12 protein-coding genes are annotated in these 19,906 nt (G+C 42.7%); 3 read left to right on the forward strand and 9 right to left on the reverse strand.

Going from position 1 to position 19,906, the window contains the following annotated elements; all coding sequences use genetic code 11:
* Window positions 1-47 precede the first annotated feature (47 nt).
* The 5 genes from AM228_RS17605 to AM228_RS17625 form a co-directional block, all read right to left on the reverse strand.
* Window positions 48-998, reverse strand: a complete 951-nt coding sequence (locus AM228_RS17605) for a glycosyltransferase (RefSeq protein WP_054467617.1) — start codon at window positions 996-998, stop codon at window positions 48-50.
* 61 nt (window positions 999-1,059) lie between these two features.
* On the reverse strand, window positions 1,060-2,013 hold the full coding sequence (gene hpsE / locus AM228_RS17610; protein ID WP_054467619.1) for a hormogonium polysaccharide biosynthesis glycosyltransferase HpsE: 954 nt from the start codon (window positions 2,011-2,013) through the stop codon (window positions 1,060-1,062).
* Window positions 2,014-2,112: 99 nt separating this feature from the next.
* Entirely contained in the window at window positions 2,113-3,075 is a 963-nt protein-coding gene (gene hpsE / locus AM228_RS17615) for a hormogonium polysaccharide biosynthesis glycosyltransferase HpsE (protein WP_054467621.1), read from the reverse strand.
* Between the two features lie 98 nt (window positions 3,076-3,173).
* Entirely contained in the window at window positions 3,174-6,041 is a 2,868-nt protein-coding gene (gene clpB, locus AM228_RS17620; RefSeq protein ID WP_082348929.1) for an ATP-dependent chaperone ClpB, read from the reverse strand.
* 440 nt (window positions 6,042-6,481) lie between these two features.
* Complete coding sequence (locus AM228_RS17625; RefSeq protein WP_054467623.1) at window positions 6,482-7,495, reverse strand: DUF1611 domain-containing protein; 1,014 nt, start codon at window positions 7,493-7,495, stop codon at window positions 6,482-6,484.
* A gap of 496 nt (window positions 7,496-7,991) precedes the next feature.
* Between AM228_RS17625 and AM228_RS17630 the strand changes: the two genes are divergently transcribed.
* Window positions 7,992-8,594: a flavin reductase gene (locus AM228_RS17630; RefSeq protein ID WP_054467624.1), complete on the forward strand. Its 603-nt coding sequence runs from the start codon at window positions 7,992-7,994 to the stop codon at window positions 8,592-8,594.
* Window positions 8,594-9,778 (forward strand): M20 family metallopeptidase, encoded by a 1,185-nt coding sequence (locus AM228_RS17635; RefSeq protein ID WP_054467626.1) that lies wholly within the window; start codon window positions 8,594-8,596, stop codon window positions 9,776-9,778. Before AM228_RS17630 ends, AM228_RS17635 begins: the two co-directional genes overlap by 1 nt.
* 7 nt (window positions 9,779-9,785) lie before the next feature.
* Here AM228_RS17635 and drmB read toward each other — a convergent pair whose 3' ends face one another.
* The 4 genes from drmB to drmA form a co-directional block, all read right to left on the reverse strand.
* The gene (gene drmB, locus AM228_RS17640; RefSeq protein ID WP_054467628.1) at window positions 9,786-11,696 is read right to left on the reverse strand and encodes a DUF1998 domain-containing protein; all 1,911 of its coding nucleotides are present in this window, start codon (window positions 11,694-11,696) and stop codon (window positions 9,786-9,788) included.
* Window positions 11,697-11,956: 260 nt separating this feature from the next.
* A complete protein-coding gene (locus tag AM228_RS17645) occupies window positions 11,957-12,868 on the reverse strand; it encodes a Bpu10I family restriction endonuclease (RefSeq protein WP_054467631.1) in 912 nt (303 codons plus the stop codon).
* Between the two features lie 40 nt (window positions 12,869-12,908).
* Window positions 12,909-14,111 (reverse strand): DNA methyltransferase, encoded by a 1,203-nt coding sequence (locus AM228_RS17650; RefSeq protein ID WP_072160820.1) that lies wholly within the window; start codon window positions 14,109-14,111, stop codon window positions 12,909-12,911.
* A 75-nt stretch (window positions 14,112-14,186) separates the two neighbouring features.
* Entirely contained in the window at window positions 14,187-18,041 is a 3,855-nt protein-coding gene (drmA, locus tag AM228_RS17655) for a DISARM system helicase DrmA (protein WP_054467633.1), read from the reverse strand.
* 970 nt (window positions 18,042-19,011) lie between these two features.
* Between drmA and AM228_RS17665 the strand changes: the two genes are divergently transcribed.
* Window positions 19,012-19,842 (forward strand): DUF3037 domain-containing protein, encoded by an 831-nt coding sequence (locus AM228_RS17665; protein ID WP_054467636.1) that lies wholly within the window; start codon window positions 19,012-19,014, stop codon window positions 19,840-19,842.
* Window positions 19,843-19,906: the final 64 nt, after the last annotated feature.

Below are 19,906 nucleotides of genomic sequence, written 5' to 3' on the forward strand. Positions count from 1 at the left end.
AATTTTATATCATAGACATTCGGCAATCTATGATTACTCGGTAAAAATTATGCAGATAGCTTTTTCAAAGTCTCGATCAAGATTCTGGATTGCTTAGGCAGAAAAATCGTGATTAATATTTTTATTAGCAGCACCGACACAAATCGTGATTTCGTCAGGATCGATGGATTGTGAAGAATCGCTTTCACAAAACATTTAAATGCAATCAATCCTTCTTGTGTAGTGGGATAATTTTCTAAAGCCTTGGCCATCAAATATTTGTATCGATTTGCTAAACAAATCTTCTTTAAATGTTGGAGAGATTCAGGCGCATTAGCAAATGCTCTTTCCAGGGTTTTTAGGCTAACTTGCTCCATTTTCAAAACATTTTGAGTCACAGAACCAGCACTTTGTTGTCTATACAAAATTTGCACATGTGGCACTACGACTAAATTATATTTAGCCAATAACCTAAGCCATAAATCCCAATCAGCCGCTGGAGCAAGTGATACTTCAAAATTTCCTACTTCATCTAATGCTTGCTTACGAATCAAGGGATTAGAACCCGAACCTACATAATCTTCCAACAAGAGTTTGGTATAAGCATCGCCATTAAAAGTAGGGTGAGGTCCTTGACGTAAAAACTGACCGGATTTATCGATGTGATCTGTCCAGCTTATTGCCACGGCAGCTTCAGGATTATTTTGCAGTGATTTCAATTGATCTTTTAATTTATCCGTTGTCCATAGATCATCTGCATCTATAAATGAAATATATTCACCCTTAGCTAGAGATAATCCTCTATTGTTACTAAAAGCTTGACCTGAATTTGCATGAGAAAATACCTGTATTCTTGAATCATAAATGCTGTTAATGACATCTAAAGTTGCATCCTGAGATCCGTCATTAATAATAATTAGTTCCCAATCTGTAAAACTTTGATTTATGACCGATTTAATTGTTTCGGCTATGGTTTCCGATCCGTTATAAACCGACAAAATTACTGAAATTAATGGCATATATTTCCTGTTTTTTAAAAAACTAAAATTTGCTCCAGTAAAACCATTAATATTTGATCAATTATTGATCGATTTTCATTAACTCAACAAAAGGACTCATCAAACTTCCCCAAGAAAATTCCATTTCAAAGGCTGGAATTAACTGATTTTTCACGTCACTTCTATATTTTAACCGATATTCTAGTAAACGACGCAAATTACCCAGTATTGTCCTAATAAAAATTACTGGTCTTTCACCAGGTTTAGCATTAATCATCCTCAGTTGATAGGTGGCTAAACCGCAACCTCTAGCAATAGAAAGCAGATAATCTCTTTCCAATCGCCAGTGGGGAATCTGATGATGAGTGTGCATCGCTGGATTATACCAAATTTTCCAACCTGTTTTATATATATAAAGCAAGGGCTCGTAATCATCGCCCTGGATTAACAACCCTGGTAATTTTCCCGTTAACCGGGGGCGATCGGGCACACTTTCCAGCCAAGCTTGCTTGCGAACCACCAAAGCTGCCGCAGGGGGTAATCTAATATTTGCCGCATCAAAAGTAAAAGGTTCTGAACCATGTTCTCTAATGGCTAGAAATTGTTGAATTTTCTCAAAACCTTCTGGGGGTTGGACTTCAAAATCACCGTGGATCTGTCCGCCAATTGCACCAGCATCAGGATGTGCTTGGGCAAAGGAATAAGCCGCCGCGATCCAGTCTGGTTCAGGTAAATTATCATCATCCAGAAATCCAATCCATTCTCCTTGGGCTTCTCGAACTGCTTTCAGTCTAGCAAATGCCGCCCCCTGTTCGGGTTCAAAAAAGTATTTTAAAGCTACCCCAGGCATAGATTTTGACCAAGTTGCTTGATATTCTTGCACAACTTTGGCTGTGTCATCTTTGCTGTTATTATCAACAATAATAATTTCCCTGGAAAGATTTTCAATACCTGTTTGTTTTTCCAGCTTTGCCAATACTTTAGTCAAACGGCTGGCTCCATTATAAGTAGGAATTGCTACGGTGAAGTAAACCACTTTTTCCCCCGATTAACTGAATGAATATCACCCTTGGTTTTAACTGTAGTGAAATGATTCAAGCATGAGCGATCGCCTCCCATGATTTTTTTATTTTTTTCAGTTTTTTTCAGCTTTTTTCAAATAACCATGCCTCCATAAATAAAAGGGACTTTGCAAACTACTGACTAAAAGTTGCATTTCACAAGCGGCCACCAAGTCGGTTTTAATTTTAGTGCCATATTTTAGCAAATGTAGCAATATTTTGCGAATATCGTTGACGCTATAAGCTAAGAAAACCAAAGGTTTAAGCCAAGATTTAACTCCTACCATTCGAGTGACATAGCGACTTAAACCAATGCCACGAAAAAAAGGAATTAAATAATCTTTTTCAAAGCGCCACTTAGGAATTTTATGTCTAACTTCCATTGCTGGATTATACCAAATTTCCCAGCCAGACTGTTGAATATAGGCTAAAACCTCCAAATCTTCACTGGTGAGCATACTGCCAGGAACTCTGCCACTTAATATACAGTGTTTTGGCACATTTGCCAGCCAGATTTCTTTTCTCACGACCAGTCCCGCAGAAGGGGGTAAAACTTTTTTTTTGGAATTGTATAAAAGCGGTTTATATCCCCGTTCATTGATGGCTAAAAATGGGACTATCCGCTCAAAATTTTCTGGTGTTTCTACTTCAAATTGGCCATGAATTTGACTGGCATAAGCCCCGGCTTTGGGGTATTTTTGCCCAAATAAAAATGCTTCATTTACCCAATTATTTGCAGGTAAATTATCGTCATCGATAAAACCAATTAAGTCTGATTTCGCTTCTTTAATCGCTCGGTTCCTGGCAAAACCCGCACCTTGTTGGGATTCAAAAACATATTTTAAGGGATAAGTTTCTGGCCAATTATTTTGATATTCGCGCACGATTTTGGCGGTGCCATCTTTGCTGTTATTGTCAATCACCATAATTTCCCAGGAAATATTTTCCGGGTTGATTTGCGATCGCAGACAATCTAAAACTTCGGGCAACCGCTTTTCTCCATTATAAGTGCATATCGCTACGGTAAAATTGACCATAAGTGCCAATGTTGAGTGATGCTAGATTGTTGATTGTTGGGTAGGGATTCTTTCACGGTTGACTGTTAACAAAAGAATCCCTACCCTGCTGCCTTCGGTTAAGATTTCATCGGCTGACTATTAATTTCTATCGTCTGTCCGGTAATGGGGAATGATTTACCCCGCTGAACCGCTACGGGTTCCGGTTCTTCTGACCAGGGGTCAGTTTCCGAGGTTGTCGTGACTTCAGTGGCTTCTAAAACGTCTACTTCCAAAGTTTCGGCAGCATTCACCGCTGAAGTTTCGGACAGTTCATCAGAGCTTTCTGACAATGTTTCCGAACTATCAGAAATATCGGAGCTAAATCTTAGCTGCCCGTCTCCGAGACTAATATATATCGTGTCACCGGCGACAAACTTTTGCTCTAGGAGCAAGTTCGCAATGGGATTTTCTAATTCCCGCTGAATGGCTCGTTTGAGGGGTCTAGCCCCATACACCGGATCGTACCCTACATCGGCAATATATTTCTGCGCTGCGGGCATTAAATTGAAAGTAATTTTTTGTTCGGCGAGGAGTTTTTCCAGTCGTTTGACCTGAATGGCGACAATTTGCGCTAGTTCTGAACGGCTGAGGGGGTGGAAAATAATCGTGTCATCTACCCGGTTGAGAAATTCCGGGCGGAAATGTTTGCGTAAAGAATGCATGACTCGTTTCCGCATTTCCTCATATTTAGAGTCATCCCCGGAAACATCGAGAATATGGTCGCTGCCAATATTGCTGGTCATTACGATGACGGTGTTGCGGAAATCTACCACCCGCCCTTGGGAGTCAGTAATGCGGCCATCGTCCAGGACTTGTAGGAGGATATTAAATACGTCCGGGTGGGCTTTTTCTACTTCATCAAATAAGACTACGGAGTAAGCATGACGCCGCACCGCTTCCGTGAGTTGACCCCCTTCATCGTATCCCACATAACCGGGAGGGGCGCCGACTAACCGGGCGACGGAATGTTTTTCCATGTATTCGGACATATCGATGCGAACGATCGCCTCTTCGCTGTCAAACATAGCCTCTGCCAGGGTTCGGGCTAACTCGGTTTTGCCCACTCCCGTCGGCCCCATAAATAGGAAAGAACCAATGGGACGGCTGGGGTCTTTCATGCCAGCGCGAGCTCGCCGAATAGCCGCCGATACAGCGGTGACGGCTTCTTGCTGGCCGATGACCCGTTGATGTAGATAGGATTCCAGGTGTAGGAGTTTTTGTCGTTCCGATTCTAATAACCGATTTACGGGAATGCCGGTCCATTTGGCGACAATTTCCGCAATATCCGATTCGGTGACTTGTTCCCGCAATAGGGTAGCGCCGCTAGATTGTAATTTCAGCAGTTCCGCTTCTTTGGCTTCGCGATCGCGCTGCAAAACTGCCAACTGTCCGTATTTCAACCGTGAAGCCCGTTCCAGTTCATATTTCCGTTCTGCTTGTTCGATTTGCACCCGGATTTGGTCTTCTTCTTCTTTTAAAGTATTGATGTCATCCAAAAGATGCTTTTCCGTTTGCCACTGAGAACTGAGGGATTCTTGTTTGGTTTTCAGAGAGGTAATTTCTGAGTTAATTCGGGCTAACCGTTCTTTGGAGGAACGATAAGCACTCGACCCAACGACTCCTTCCCCTTCTCCTTCCAGAGACAGTTTTTCCATTTCTAACTGCATTAACCGCCGGTCTACCCCTTCCAGTTCCGCCGGTTTAGAGGTAATTTCCATTTTTAGTTTTGCTGCCGCTTCGTCTACCAGGTCGATCGCTTTATCGGGCAAAAACCGCTCGGAAATATAGCGATCGCTCAACGTAGCTGCTGCCACCAAAGCGGAATCCAGGATTTTCACCCCGTGGTGGACTTCATAGCGTTCTTTCAGACCCCGCAAAATGGAGATGGTATTTTCCACCGTAGGCTGACCCACAAACACTTGTTGAAAACGCCGTTCCAGGGCGGCATCTTTTTCAATATGTTTGCGATATTCATCCAAGGTGGTAGCGCCAATACAGCGGATTTCTCCCCTAGCTAACATGGGTTTGAGCAGGTTACTGGCATCCATTGTCCCCTGTCCGGCCCCTGCCCCTACGACCGTATGGAGTTCGTCAATAAATAGGACAATTTGCCCGTCGGATTGAATTACTTCCCGCAAAACCGCCCGGAGTCGTTGCTCAAATTCCCCGCGAAATTTCGCCCCAGCAATCAAGCTGCCCATGTCCAGGGAAATCAACTGACGATTTTTCAGGGATTCCGGCACATCCCCATTCAGGATCCGTTGGGCTAAGGCTTCGGCGATCGCGGTTTTGCCCACCCCTGGCTCCCCAATGAGTACGGGATTATTTTTCGTCCGCCGCGAAAGTACCTGAATCACTCGGCGAATTTCCTCATCTCGACCAATTACCGGATCTAATTTACCTTTGCGGGCTTCTTCGGTTAAATCGCGGCCATACTTTTCCAGGGCTTCATATTGACTTTCTGGGTTTTGATCGGTGACTTTGGTATTGCCGCGAATGGTTTTAATCGCTGCTGCCAGTTGTTGTTGCTCAAAGGGAGTCCGGGGGTCTTGGGTGGAGGCTTTCATTACCCGTCGTCCGACTCGTTCTTCTTCTGCCAAAGCCAGCAGAATATGTTCCACAGAGATAAAATTATCGTTCCAATTTACCCGCGCTTCTTCCGCTTTGTCCAACATCACATCTAAACTACGGCCTAAGTACAACTCCGTGGTGTTGGGGACTTTCGGCTGTCGGACGGCAAAGGCGTTGAGTTGTTGTAGAAGCTTTTCCGGGAGAATTCCCGCACGAGTCAGAACTCGGTTGGCTAATGATTTTTGTTCCAGGAGGGCGATCGCCACGTGCTCCACTTCTAAATATTGATGCTGATAGCGACGCGCAACATCTTGGGATTTGACAATTGCTTCCCAAGCGGTATCGGTGAATTTACTAGGGTCGGTGGGCTGCATACGTGGAAATCTTCTCTTAGATGACAGCTATATTTTAGTAGAGTGACAGATATTTTTTGCAGACAACAGCAATGAAATCCGTCTAGATTCAGGCAAATCATACCAAATGACTATCCCAGAAACCAGGTTTCTTTTTGGGATATCACAGTTATCTATTTTTCGCCACCAAGAAACCCGGTTTCTCTTTTCTCAACAATACCGCTGTCAACACCCATCCGGTGCCAATCACTATCCGAAAATAAAATAGTCAACAATACTGCTGTCCACTGTCTCAGAAACCGGGTTTAAGAAGGTGAATATCAAAAAAAGGACTTTATTCTTGTTTCAAGGGATTTCCAGCCCTCGCCAATAAAAACGGTTGATCAAGGCATGATCGCACCTCTGGAAAGAAACCAAAACCCTCTGTGTATCTCTGTGTCTCTGGGGTAAAAATTCGCCCTTTAAAATCCTAACTTTTCTTGCAAAAGTTCTTGCAAATGCGGCAAAGATTTCCGTTGAGGCAAACTTAAAGCTTTCACTCCCGTGAGTTTTTCTACTAATTCCACTCCGGCACTATCGCTGGTGGCAATCCCACTCACTAAATCGGGGTGCAAGCCAAAACTGTTAATTAACGCCAATACAGAATAAGGATCGGACGAACAAATCACCGTACAACGAATCTGATCTTGAATTTCATCTAAAACTATCGATCCATTGTAGGGTTCTAATGGGGAAGCCCCCGCTTCTGCCACCACTACATCGGGCTTTTCGGCGGCAATTTTGGCTAATAATTTATGGACAGCAACCCGAAACTCATCTTCAGGACAAACCGTAGAGGGTAAACCGACATCGACAAAATCAAATATCGCATCAGCCCCCGCATCTTCCATTGATAAAATATCATGGTATTGTCCGGCCCCGGCAAATTTAGCTCCCACTACTTTTAAACCCGATCGCTTCAATTGAGAAATAATCGATCGAATAGATGTAGTCTTGCCACAAGACATAGAAGTACCCACCACCATTACCGTGGGACATTGGTAATTTGTCTCTGAAATATCTGGGGCAAAATCCTGCATACAAACTTTCTTTCCTTCCCGGACAACATGACCTTGATAAGTCATCGATGCCATCGGGTCTGCCAAAAATGACTCAGATGTCACCCGACCAAACAGACCCCCTTCGGTCATAGCTTGCATCACCCCATCATCGCCGATACTTTGCCAATCTCCCACCGCTTCCAAAGTAGCGCGACGCACCCCAAAAGCACCGACCACTAAATCTCCTTCCATTACCTCCGTCATTCTTCCTGTAGGCAGTTCCACTACTAAGTGATTTCCAGAAGGAGAAATCACTTCCCCGACCACATAATCCCCGGTTTCCCATTGCTCTTGTGGTAAAACACGCACCTCAAATGGGCGAGATTCTAAATCAGAAATCCGGGTCATTGATGTGAAGAAATACTTTTGAAACATAATTCTTAGCGCCTTGTCAAATCTTCATAGCTATTTTCATGCTGATGATGATGAATCAAGCTATTGTGTTTCGCTATTGTATAGCGGTTTGTCCCTGATGAACGATCACTTTTTCGTCAGTTTATGTCGCTCCCCCTCAAAGCACAATGAAAAATTAGATTAAATTTGATGTGAAATGGCGGAAATTCTGGGGAACTTCAATGATTTATGAATTTTTTTATATTTTTGTGAAAAAAAAATACATTTTGACAAAAATTGTTAAGATAAATTTTACAAGGCCACTAACGATCATATTTAGTAGAATTAAACTGCCTGGAGCGATCGCGGATTCAGCCCGGTGACAGTCTCGATCGGTTTAACAATTCTGATCGATATGCTGTAATAGAAGAGTCTAAGTGATTGGCCTGTGCTAACCGTCAGGGAACTATCACAGTCGCGGGCAGCTACCCAGGGGAAGGACCCCGACAGGTCATCGGAATACGCGGAGCAAAATTTTATGTCTGTCCCAAATAAGCTGGTCAGTCTTGATGTAAACAAAGCCTTATGGGAGCGTTTTTTCTATGTCTCACCACTCGTTATTGTGGGCAGTCGAGAAGAAGACGGCAGCTACGATCTAGCGCCAAAGAGTATGACTATGCCGTTAGGTTGGGATAATTACTTCGGATTTATTTGCACCCCAAAACATCGCACTTACGCCAATATTAAACAATCCCAAAGTTTTACTGTCACCTTTCCCCGACCGGAACAAGTGGTTCTGACTAGCCTGAGTGCGGCGCCCCGTTGTGAGGATGATTCTAAACCAACTTTAGCGACTTTACCCACATTTCCAGCCAGCAAGGTGGATGGAATATTTCTCAAAGATGGCTATTTATTTATTGAATGCGAACTCGATCGCATTGTGGATGGGTTCGGGGAAAATAGTTTAATTGCCGGAAAAATTGTCGCGGTTCAGGTTCAAGAAGCGGCGCTAAGAATGAGCGATCGCGACGATCAAGATTTACTGCTAAATTCACCGTTACTGGCTTATCTCTCACCCGGACGGTACGCCACTATTAATCATAGTTGCTCATTTCCCTTTTACAACGGGTATAAAAGATAATGAAGATCGATCCTCTCCAGGCGAAAATTGCACAACGGTTGCGAGATTATCTCCACAATCGCCAAACCGAGATGACTAATTTATTGGCACAATTAGTGCTGGCTGAGTCTCCGTCGGTGGTAGCAGAATCACAACACCAAGTCTTAAGTCTGCTTCAGACAGAATTAGAACAAAGAAATTATCGAGTTAAGCGGATACCGGGGCAGAAAACAGGTGGGCAACTGTTCGCAGTTCCGGGCGATCGCACCAAAAACCAATCGATTCAAATGCTCTTAGGGCATTGTGACACCGTATGGCCGTTGAACACTTTAAAAAAAATGCCCCTACGTCAGAAACAGGGGAAAATGTATGGGCCGGGAATCTATGATATGAAAGCGGGATTAGTTCAAGTCATCTTTGCTTTAGAAGCATTGCGGGCTTTGGAAATCCAGCCAGAAATTGCTCCAGTAATTTTTATTAATTCTGATGAAGAAATTGGCAGTAATGAATCCAAAGTTCATATTCAAAGATTGGCAAAAGTTGCCGATCGCGTCTTTGTCATGGAACCGTCCCTCGGTCCGAGTGGAAAATTGAAAACACAACGTAAAGGACTCGGTGAATTTACTGTTCACGTCATCGGTAAAGCTGCCCATGCTGGGTTAGAACCAGAAAAAGGGGCCAGCGCAATTTTAGAATTATCCTTTGCCATTCAGCAATTATTTGCCCTCAATGATCCAGAACGCGGTATCACTGTGAATGTGGGCAATATTGATGGGGGAATTCGCCCCAATGTGATTGCCCCTTCCAGTAAAGCAGTGGTGGATGTGCGGGTACTCCACCGAGAAGATGCCGATCGCATTGACGCCAAAATTCGCTCGCTTCAACCCAGTACCCCAGGCACTAAAATTATTGTCGAGGGAGGATTCGATCGCCCGCCTTTGGAAAAAACCCCTGGAAATCAGCAATTATGGCAACGAGCTCAAAAAGCAGCCTCGGAGTTGGGCATAGAAATTGATGAAGCCACCGCTGGGGGAGGATCTGATGGGAACTTTACCAGTTTATATGCTCCCACATTAGATGGTCTGGGGGCAGTGGGAGATGCAGCCCATGCACCGGGAGAATTTGTCTATTTGGATCTTATGGTCGAGCGATCGGCTTTGTTATCTCGATTATTGTTAGAGTCTGCGATTAAAAATATTGGATGATGAAGTGTTAAAAATCTTTTGGGAAAAAAGCAGCGTTTTCTCTGGCGATGGTGTTGACTACTAAGGCGCGATCGAGAAAGTCGTTACTTCTTTCACAAGAACTTTCCGCAATTAACACGCAACCATGACAAGCTGCCCCTTGTAATAATGCATCGTCTTCGCGATCGCCGGGGATATGTTGAGAGCAAATCGGATCGTTAGAACATATTTCTCCGCTTTCTAAGGCTAGTTCGAGGTAATATTCTAAGCGATCGCCGATTTCAATTAATCCCCCTAATGTGCCTTCAGAACCACTCGAACCCGTATAAATTAATATACCATAACCGAGGTCATCATTAGCATAAATTCTTTCTTTAATTGCCGTAGAAGAATAGCCGCATTTTAAGGAAATGGTAGTAATTAATAAATGGGATAAAGAATGCAGCATGATGTATGGCATTCCCGGAAAATGTTCCTCTTTTTTGGGAATATTGTTAATTTCTAGCCATGCTTTATAGCCTCTTTGTAAATCTTTGCAGCGTTCGATTACCGGCGATCGCTCTGCCCAAGTTTTGATTTTTTCTTGGTTGAAAGAAAAGAAAATTCCCTCTCCTTTATTGGCGATCGCGGGCACCCATGATATTCCACTGGTTTCCCAGTCTAAACTTGCCCGACGGACATTAATATCTAATTCCCCGTTAATATCTGGCATTACCGCTTCAAACCGCGTAAAACCTACTTGGGCAATTACTTCTCGGAGGCGGTGAACTAAGACAATTTTATCTAGGAAAGGTTGCCAGTTACTTTCGATGGGTTTTCTGCGTAAATATGCCTCAAAATCTACCTCATCAATAGGTTTATTTTGTGCTGCTTGGGGTTCTGGTCCACAAGCTAACAGCACCTCTAACTCCGCCTCTTTAATGGTTTTTTCCACTTCGGGATCGTCGCTTTTTCGGCGTTCTAATTCTTCCCACAGTTTATCGATATTAAATGTTTTTAATTCAGCATATCTTTTCTTTTTTAATTCATATTTTAAATCTTCAATACTTTCGACTTCCTCTAATTCATCGGGATAAAATTTATCCACGACTTTTCTTAATTCGTGGTCGGAGTCCGGCAAAGAAATCACGCTGAGAGTTTGACTAAAATAAGCGTTACTAGCCGATCGCACTAATAAACGGCTTTGTTCCGGTTCATTAGTAGGAATTAACTCCTCGGTTTCTGGATCTCGTTTATAACCTTGGCATTCTTCTTTGGTGTTTTTAGTCGGATTTAACCACGGGCGATCGCCCAAACATTTGCCTAATATTTTGGAATTGGGTAACTTAGCCAAAGAAAGGGGATGGCGTTTTTTACAAGCGTCACAGCGGACGAAAATTTCCTCAAAATCATTCCCCGAACCCGCTTCATCTAACCAAATTTGTCCTGGGCAGTTGGTTTGAAAATCTTGATGGGCAAAAGCCCGCCAATTAATATCACTTAAATGGCCATTTACGCAAGCTTGAACAAAGCGAACGGGCACCGCATGGCATTTTTTCCCTTCCCATGTACAGCCTTTTTTAATCCCACTCCAAGGGAATAGGGGACGAGTGCGATATAGCTTACCTTGAATAGTAATATTGCGTTCGATTTGCACTAGAAACCAGCGGGGAAATACAAAAGCATCGATGCCAGAAATCGCCGCCCCCGTCGGGTCGGAATCATCCACAGGTGGGGCATAAAGTTGCACATTTTCCCCTGGATTTATCTTTAATATTTTTTGCACTTTTTGCCGCAGACGTTCTTCTTGAATTGGTTGTTTATATCCTTTCCAATAGGATAAACCGCTAATCACCACAGACTGTTCTGGTAAGTCTACCATTGCCCCCGGCCCAAAGGTAGTAAGTAGTTGACTTTGCCGGAGTTCGCCATCAGGTTGAATGTTATTTGTATTTGCCATAGGATTAGGTTTTAATGGTGGGTTAATGGTGGGTATTTTTTACCACAAAGACACAAAGGACACGAAGTTTAAGTAGGGTGTGTTAGGCGCGGTGATAATTAATATTATAAACCATTAAATGAACTGTCCGCGCCGTAACGCACCTGTTTAGGTTGAGGGTACAGAAACCGGGTTTCTTAGTTAACCTTTGGATATTTGCGTAAATTTTCGCAGAAACCCGGTTTCTTGGTTGCTTAATTAGCGTTGAATATTAAATTTTATTAAAAATGACCCTGATTGAGAACATTCTCCATTGATGGGCTTGTATCATCAATGAGAGATTGGATCTTATCGATCATTCTTTGAAATACATCACTATAGTATCTAGAGGAATCCAAAAAATCTATATATTCCTGTCTATGGTTTCGTCTTGCTTCTGGGGTTCTATACTCTTGGCGAATATTAGAGGACATTCGCTTCGTCTTGCGGACGATTAGAACATCATCAATTTGAGTTGAGATCAGCGAAACTGGGGTCATATCCAGAAATTCACAGACAATAAAATATAAAGATCCAGGAACAGCAGTTTTTAAGTCTCGACTTGTCGCTACTGCCTCTTGAAACATCGTTTTGTCTAGATTAGTTTTACACTCTGCACAAACATATCCAAGATGTGACTCAATGAACTTACAATCTTGAAATTCTCGGTCGAATGATGATTTTAGATATAATTTTTTACCCAAGATAAAGTCTTGGTCTTTACTTCTAATAATTGGTTCACCACCTTGACCTAAATTTCCCAGAGATGATAGAAAACTTAATCCAGCAAACGTATTTCTCGGTCCTAACTCAAAAGAATCATCGATTCCCCGCAAACTACGAAAAACTACTTGTGGCAAGAATTCTTCTAGGATAGTATTGTCTAGTTTTAACTGTCCTTTCTGTCTGTATAGAAAGTTTTCTGCACTATCAAAAATAAAATCAAGTTCGATAAAACGCTTGTATCGATTGGTTGCCTCGACGAGTCTTTCAACCGTATCCGGTTGACCCCGTTCAATTGATTCCATATCCGATATCCATTGATGATACTTTCTGATTGCTTCTTCTAACCGTTCTCGATCAGATTCAGGTAAGCGACGGTTGTTGAGACAAGCGATTAACTTTGTGTAATGAGGTCGAGAAATCTCAGGCATAGAGTGAAGTTTTATTTTTATTTTATTGATAATTTTACAATTATTTTATCCGATCGCTAACTATTTTTCGATCTAAAATCGGGGTACTTTTAATATAGTCTACTTTATCAATAGCCTCTTCAAGCAAACCGATATTTTGGCGATCGCATAAAGAGAGACCACTCTTTAATATATCAAAAGCTACCTCCCTGGCAATTTTTACCACGGCTTCCTGTGATATTTTATTATTCAAATTATAAAAACCAATAATATCTTCTCTGATTAATTGGCCAAACTTATTTTTAAATTCTCTTTTTTGCCTTAATTTTTCTTTAAGTAGGTTAGCTTTTAACCCAATTTTTTCGATGATATCCGCATTATAAAATGGTACGCCCATTACATTAGATTTATGCCCGATAATCAGGACGATTCGGGCTTTTTCTTTGCTGACTCTAGAAATCTCTCTGAGAGTATCAGCCATGTCTAAACAGTATTGAACTACTGTGTAAAATCGATTGCTTCTGTTCGCTCTATTGGAGCCAATTTCTGACCGGGCTATTTTTAAAATATCCCAGCCGAGTATTTCAGCGGATTTCCGATAGTTTTGATGATAATTAAATACATTAATATAGGGGGGAGATGTGACGACAAAATCTATCGAATTGCTTTCTAAGGGAAGCGATCGCGCATCGGCTAAACCCATATTAATCGGCTGGTTGGAGTAAGGAATATTTTCCATAAGATTTACCAAATCAGCAAATTTTGCCTGAACAGATTCATTGGTGACAGTATTATTGGCGATATCGAGTAAAATCACCAATGCGTCAAATATCTTGATTGATTCTCGATCTAGCTGATGCCTAATATTGTTGATTTTTTCGGCAAAATTATCCACTGGACTTTGGGCAAAAATTCTAAAAGGAAACTCTCGATCTATAACTTCTCTGAGAAGGTTAATCGATTGTTTTTTTCTGGAGTTATTAATAAATTCATATATTGTGCTAAGTATCCAAGCTGCCGGATTAACATCAAATCCATAGGCTTCAAGCTGGAGAATTCCCGCTTCTAGTAAAACAGTGCCGCTGCCTGCAAAAGGATCTAAAATTACCGAATCAGGCAGGCAGTATTCATTCAGGATAACCTCAATAAGCTGAGGCGAAAATTGACCGCGCCAGGTAAACAAGTTAGACCTGGTTTTTTCCACTATGTCAAGTTTTTCTTTTGGGATTGGTTTGTCAAACTGCTTCAATGTTTTCTGGTACATTTGCTTAGGATTAGGTTTTAATGGTGGGTATTTTTTACCACAGAGACACAAAGGACACGAAGAGATTATATTGAATTAATCCCGGCTAATCCAGAGGTTAACGGTGGGTTCTACGTCCCGTAAACTGCGCGGGGTTTTGAATTTTTTCGCGGCTTCGGAAAGGTTGGCGGTTTTGGGGTCGTTGGGGTCGCACAATAGCGGGCCAATGTTTTCCGCTTCGGTCTGATTATATTGCAGTATTTTATCGTTGCTTTCCCATAATTCTGTCCAAGTATCTAATAAGTTCATTACCCGTTTTTCTATTTCTTGGCGAATTTTGGCGCTTTCTGCTGGGGACATGGGGGTATGACTCGCTGCCCGATCGCATATTGGGGCGATCGCCTGTTCGATAGTTGACCGGAGTTGGGCTATTTTACCGGCGCCCATAGGCGGAGTCATTTCGGCTAAATTTAAGCGGGTTAAGGCAACGGTGACAGCAGCTAAACCGCGATCTAAGGCCCGAACGGAGAAGGGAGTGACACTGGTGACTTCTACGGAACGATAGAAATTATTATGCCAATGCATGAATCTTTCATAATGTGAGCGATCGCGCGGTCGATGGATATTTAATAGAGTAACTACCAACCCCGGACGACTGGGGTCACGACCGACCCGACTGCTACTTTGAATATATTCGGCGGCAGTTTTTGGTTGACCGAGAATCACCATTAATCCTAAACGGACAATATCCAAACCCACAGAAATCATATTTGTGGCTAAGGCAATATCTACCCGTTCTTTTTTCGGGTCTTTTTCGGCAAAAGAAATAGATAAGCGGCGTTTGGTATTGGCTATTTTATCCGTAGTAACTCGCGAGGTGAGTTCTTGCTGATCGTCTTGGATTTTTCGGTTAGCAAATAAGCCGTCTTTTTCTCCATAACGCTGGCGGCTTTGATAGTTTTGCAGTCGAGAAACTACCTCATCTTCCACAATGCGGCGACTGCCCCCTAATTCTCGCAGAGAGTTAAAATATCCCAGTAAAGTCATATATGGATCGACTGGGTTATTGGAATTTTTTTGGCCTCCAGCTAATTCCCATTGTTTTTGGGCTGCACTTAATAAGGCCAAATAGGTTCTTAATAAGACTACTTTTAAACTACGGCCTTGGGCGGCTACTCCTATATATAGTCGTCCAGGGCTTTTTTTAGTCGGTATGGTTTGGGCAAAAAATGAATCATCCAAGTTTGGCCCCGGAGGAGGAAAAACTTGAATTTCCGTCCGATTAAATAGGGCTTGAATTTGTCGATCTGCCCTGCGGACTGTGGCAGTAGAGGCGACTATTTTCGGGCGAATTATTCTATCTCCCCCCTTTTCAAGGGGGGCAAGGGGGGCATCTCCTGCTGGGGTGGAAATTATGCGGCTGCAAAGTTCATCGATCGCGGTTTCATAAAGTCCCACCATTGTCCCTAATGGCCCAGAAATTAGGTGCAATTCATCTTGAATAATTAAATCTGGGGGTGGCAAAGGTTGCTTGAGTTGAGTTCCTTTAATCCCTCGTCCTTTAATATTATCTGCGGTACTATAAAAACCTTCTCCAGTTTGATAATGGCTAACTTTACCAAATAAGGCCGCAGTTTGGCCAAACCACGGCAAACCGGCAAATTTATCTACAGTGGAAATGAGAAAACAAGGTAAACGCCGATAGATGGATTCATCGATCGCAATTATGGGTAAATGATTGTTTTCCTCAGAAAATTCACAGTCAAAGTTTTGACATTTAACTAATAGTTGCGTCGGGTGGCTTTCGTCCGGGTGTAACCAAAAAGAATCGGGAGTGAATTTTTCCCCACACCAGGGACACTTTTCTAAGGGAATGGGCGATCGCGATCGCTTACTATCCTTTTTGAAATTAAGGGTAATTTGGCGGGCTGAATCGGGGTTTTTATCGCCTTTTTTGCCCATACGGTTGGGGGTGGCGCTTTGTCCCACCCACAGGCCAATTTCAAACGGCCATTGTCCTAATTTTTTTAAGTTATCCGGGTGGTTTTTTCTGATTAATTCTAAGGCACAAATTAACCGAGTTGCCCTTTCTAATTGGTCTAAGGTTAGCAGGCGCAAAGTATAGCGCATGATGACGCTAACTCCCGCGCCATATATGTCTTGATTGGTTAATCGGCGATAGACTAAAGTAAATGCCGCTAGTCCTAAATAGGCTTCGGTTTTACCGCCACCTGTGGGAAAAAATAGCAGGTCAACTATATCGCGATCGCTTTTATCTCCTATTTTATCTCCCCCTTCTTCCCCTGCCAAAGAAAGAGTTTGATTGTCATTCCCGCGCCGGCGGGAATCCATCTTATTACTATTGACAATACCGCCAAGATTTAGTAAAATAAAAGCTAACTGAAATGGTCGCCAATTTGGGGCAGAAAAAGCATCCGCCGGTTGCTTAATTTCTTGGGCTAACTGTTGGCGACGGGCTTGGGCTACCGCTTGATTGGCAAGTTTAAAAGCGTAGAATACTTGGCTATCTGTTAGTAAGTCTATGCCTTGGTTGATGCGATCGCAGGCAATTTGCGCCCGACTTAGCAGTTTTTTGCTAGTTTCTACTTGCTTCTCGGAATCCACAGAAATCTTCTGTTGTTCGGCAATCCATTGGCGATAAGCAATAGTTAAAGGGCGGAGGCTTTCTTGCAAAGATTCCGATTGAGAAAATTGGCCAATTTTCTCCATATTTAACTCAACTTGGTCTAACTTTGCCGGGGCAACTTGGGCAACTTCTGCCGCAGGAACCCAAGTAGTTTTAATCAGCGGACAATAGGCGGAATTTTCTGGGTCAATTTGGGCAAAAGCGGAGGCATTGTGACCCACCGCAAACTCATAATTATGGCGATATTGGACAGCGGCAACTCTTTCATCCCAATCATCATCACCGCCTTCTCGCAAGTCGGGACGAGGGAGAAATCCTTCCCTACATTCTAACTGTAATTGGGCTTGGAAAATATAGCTAGTATCTCGTTGTTTGCCCTCAGCAATTTTTCGTTTATTAACTAAAAATACGGATAAAATATTAGTGTCGGCGAAAAGGCGACGATGATTGTCTTGAATATTTCCCTGGATATGCAAAGGGCGGTTATTTATGGCTAATTCTAACCCATTGCTATCGGGAATTGGCATATAAATTGTTTTTTCTGTGGTTCGCAGTTTTAAAGTTAATTCATATTTATGGGGAATTCTTTGCCAATATTCTGGGTCCGAGAAACCGGGTTTCTCAGAAAGAGAATTGTCATTCCCGCGAAGGCGGGAATCCATATTTTCTGGTGTTAACTCGATCGCCTCACATATATTGTCATTCCCGCCTTCGCGGGAATCCATATTTTCTGGTGTTAACTCGATCGCCTCACATATATTGTCATTCCCGCCTTCGCGGGAATCCATATTTTCTGGTGTTAACTCGATCGCCTCACATATATTGTCATTCCCGCGAAGGCGGGAATCCATATTTTCTGGTGTTAACTCGATCGCCTCACATATATTGTCATTCCCGCCTTCGCGGGAATCCATATTTTCTGGTGTTAACTCGATCGCCTCATAGTCTCCCCAAGTCACCGTCACCTCTAACTCTTCGATCGTATTTTTTAATAAGAAAGTCAGCCCTACCGAGGAGGGAAACGGGGCAGTTCGGGCAGCTTTTTTTTCGGGACTGTAGCTATCTTCCCCGCGATCGCTTTTATTCAGGCTACTATTTAAATCATCTTGACCGCGATCGTCATCAATGCGGTCTTTCAGGGGGGCACCTTTGGGACAGAGAAACCCGGTTAAATACCATTTAGTTGGGGGAGAATTAATAATTTCTCTTGCGTGTTCGATATCGTCGGGAGTTGGCCCGATTAAATCGAATTCTAAGGCATGAACCAGGATATCTCTAACTTGGGCAGAGGTAATTGAGGACATAAGTTATTTGTTGTTGGTTGTTTGTTGTTGGTTGGTTGTTGGTTGTTGGTTGGTATTATATCAAAGTTTGCAGCGTAATTAGAGAAACCGGGTTTTTTAATTATTTTTTAATGTTATCCGTAAATTTACGCAGAAACCCGGTTTCTTGGTTTAACCGTAACGCACCATATTATTTTTTTACCACAAAGACACAAAGAAACACAAAGATATTTTGTAGGGGCAAAGCATTCCGGCGGATAAATTATCGCTGAAAACGTTAACCTAAATACCGGAATGCTTCGCCCTCGCTGTGGGATTAGGGCGAAGCATTCCGGTATTTAAATTGTCGTTTATATATTAAATCAATCGCCGGAATGCTTCGCCCCTACAAAATAAAAAATTACAACCAGGGCTGTAGGGGCGAAGCATTCCGGCAGATAAATTATCGCTTAAACCGTTAACCTAAATACCGGAGTGCTTCGCCCTCGCTGTGGGATTAGGGCGAAGCATTCCGGTATTTAAATTGTCGTTTATATCCCAAATCAATCGCCGGAATGCTTTGCCCCTACAAAATAAAAAATTACAACCAGGGCTGTAGGGGCGAAGCATTCCGGCAGATAAATTATCGCTTAAACCGTTAACCTAAATACCGGAATGCTTCGCCCTCGCTGTGGGATTAGGGCGAAGCATTCCGGTATTTAAATTGTCGTTTATATCCCAAAGATACCCTCAAGCAAAAGCCCCAGCCTTTTGTTGATGAGTTGTTATCTTCCAAGTGTAAGTTCAGCAACGAGGAAATCCTAGCAGCATTGGAACATCTACAGGCAATAACAGAACAGAAAATTATTCAGGCGGTTGCCAGTCCACCGAAGCAATGGCAAATTACAATAGAGGAAAGGGTTGTTTTAGTGGAATATCTGATGACGCGGCAACACCGAATCTTATCAAATGACAATCTCTCAAACCAGGATTAGGCAAGGGAGTGGATATTATGGCAAGTCGATATAGTGTAATTCAATATGTCCCCAATCCGATCGCCGATGAACGGATTAATATTGGAGTGCTTGCTTTTGACCAGCAAACCGTGAAAGTTCATTTTTTGTCGAACTGGGATCGGGTTCGGGTTTTTGGTCGGTCTCAAGATATGAGTACCTTAAAAAGCTTTGCCGATCGGATGCAAAAATCTGCCGCTGCTGGGCAACTATTTCCTGGGGATGAACTCAGCAACACCCCAAACCATGAAGGATTACTAAAAGTTGTCCAAGGTTGGATTAATCATATTCAATTCACTGAACCCAGAAAGTCTTTAGACACGGTAGATAATCTGTTAACTGATGCCATTGCCACTTATTTATTAGAACCGGAACCAAAACCAAAACTCAGAGATAGGCAGGCGGCTGCCCGAATTGCCCAAAATAAAATTAAACAAGCTTTGATTAACAAATTGGGAGAAAATCGGGCGCAAGAATTGCTGAAACCTGACTATTTTATCTCTGGGCAACATCAAGGCCATACTTTTGATGTGGCGATCGCCAACAACGGTCGGCCATTACTAGCGGCGCATGGTCTGTCATTCGAGGTACAAACTTCTATCCAAGTCACCGATTCTTTAGCGTGGATGATTGTTGATGTGAGAAATCATCAGCCTGATTTTCCATTAGGAATTTTGGCGTTACCGCCTCAAGAAAATAGTCCTCATTATCGGAAACTTAATGAATTTTATGGCAAAACGATTTCTACTTATGAAAGTTTAGGGGCAACCATGATTAATGAGAATAATATTGACCTTTGGGCGTCGGAAAATCTAGCCGCGATGAAATAAACGGGCGTTTAGAAACCGGGTTTCTTTTTTGAATTCCACAGTAGGGGCAAAGCATTCCGGTAAA

Origin of the sequence: Planktothricoides sp. SR001 (genome assembly GCF_001276715.1) — a bacterium.
Lineage (GTDB): Bacteria > Cyanobacteriota > Cyanobacteriia > Cyanobacteriales > Laspinemataceae > Planktothricoides > Planktothricoides raciborskii.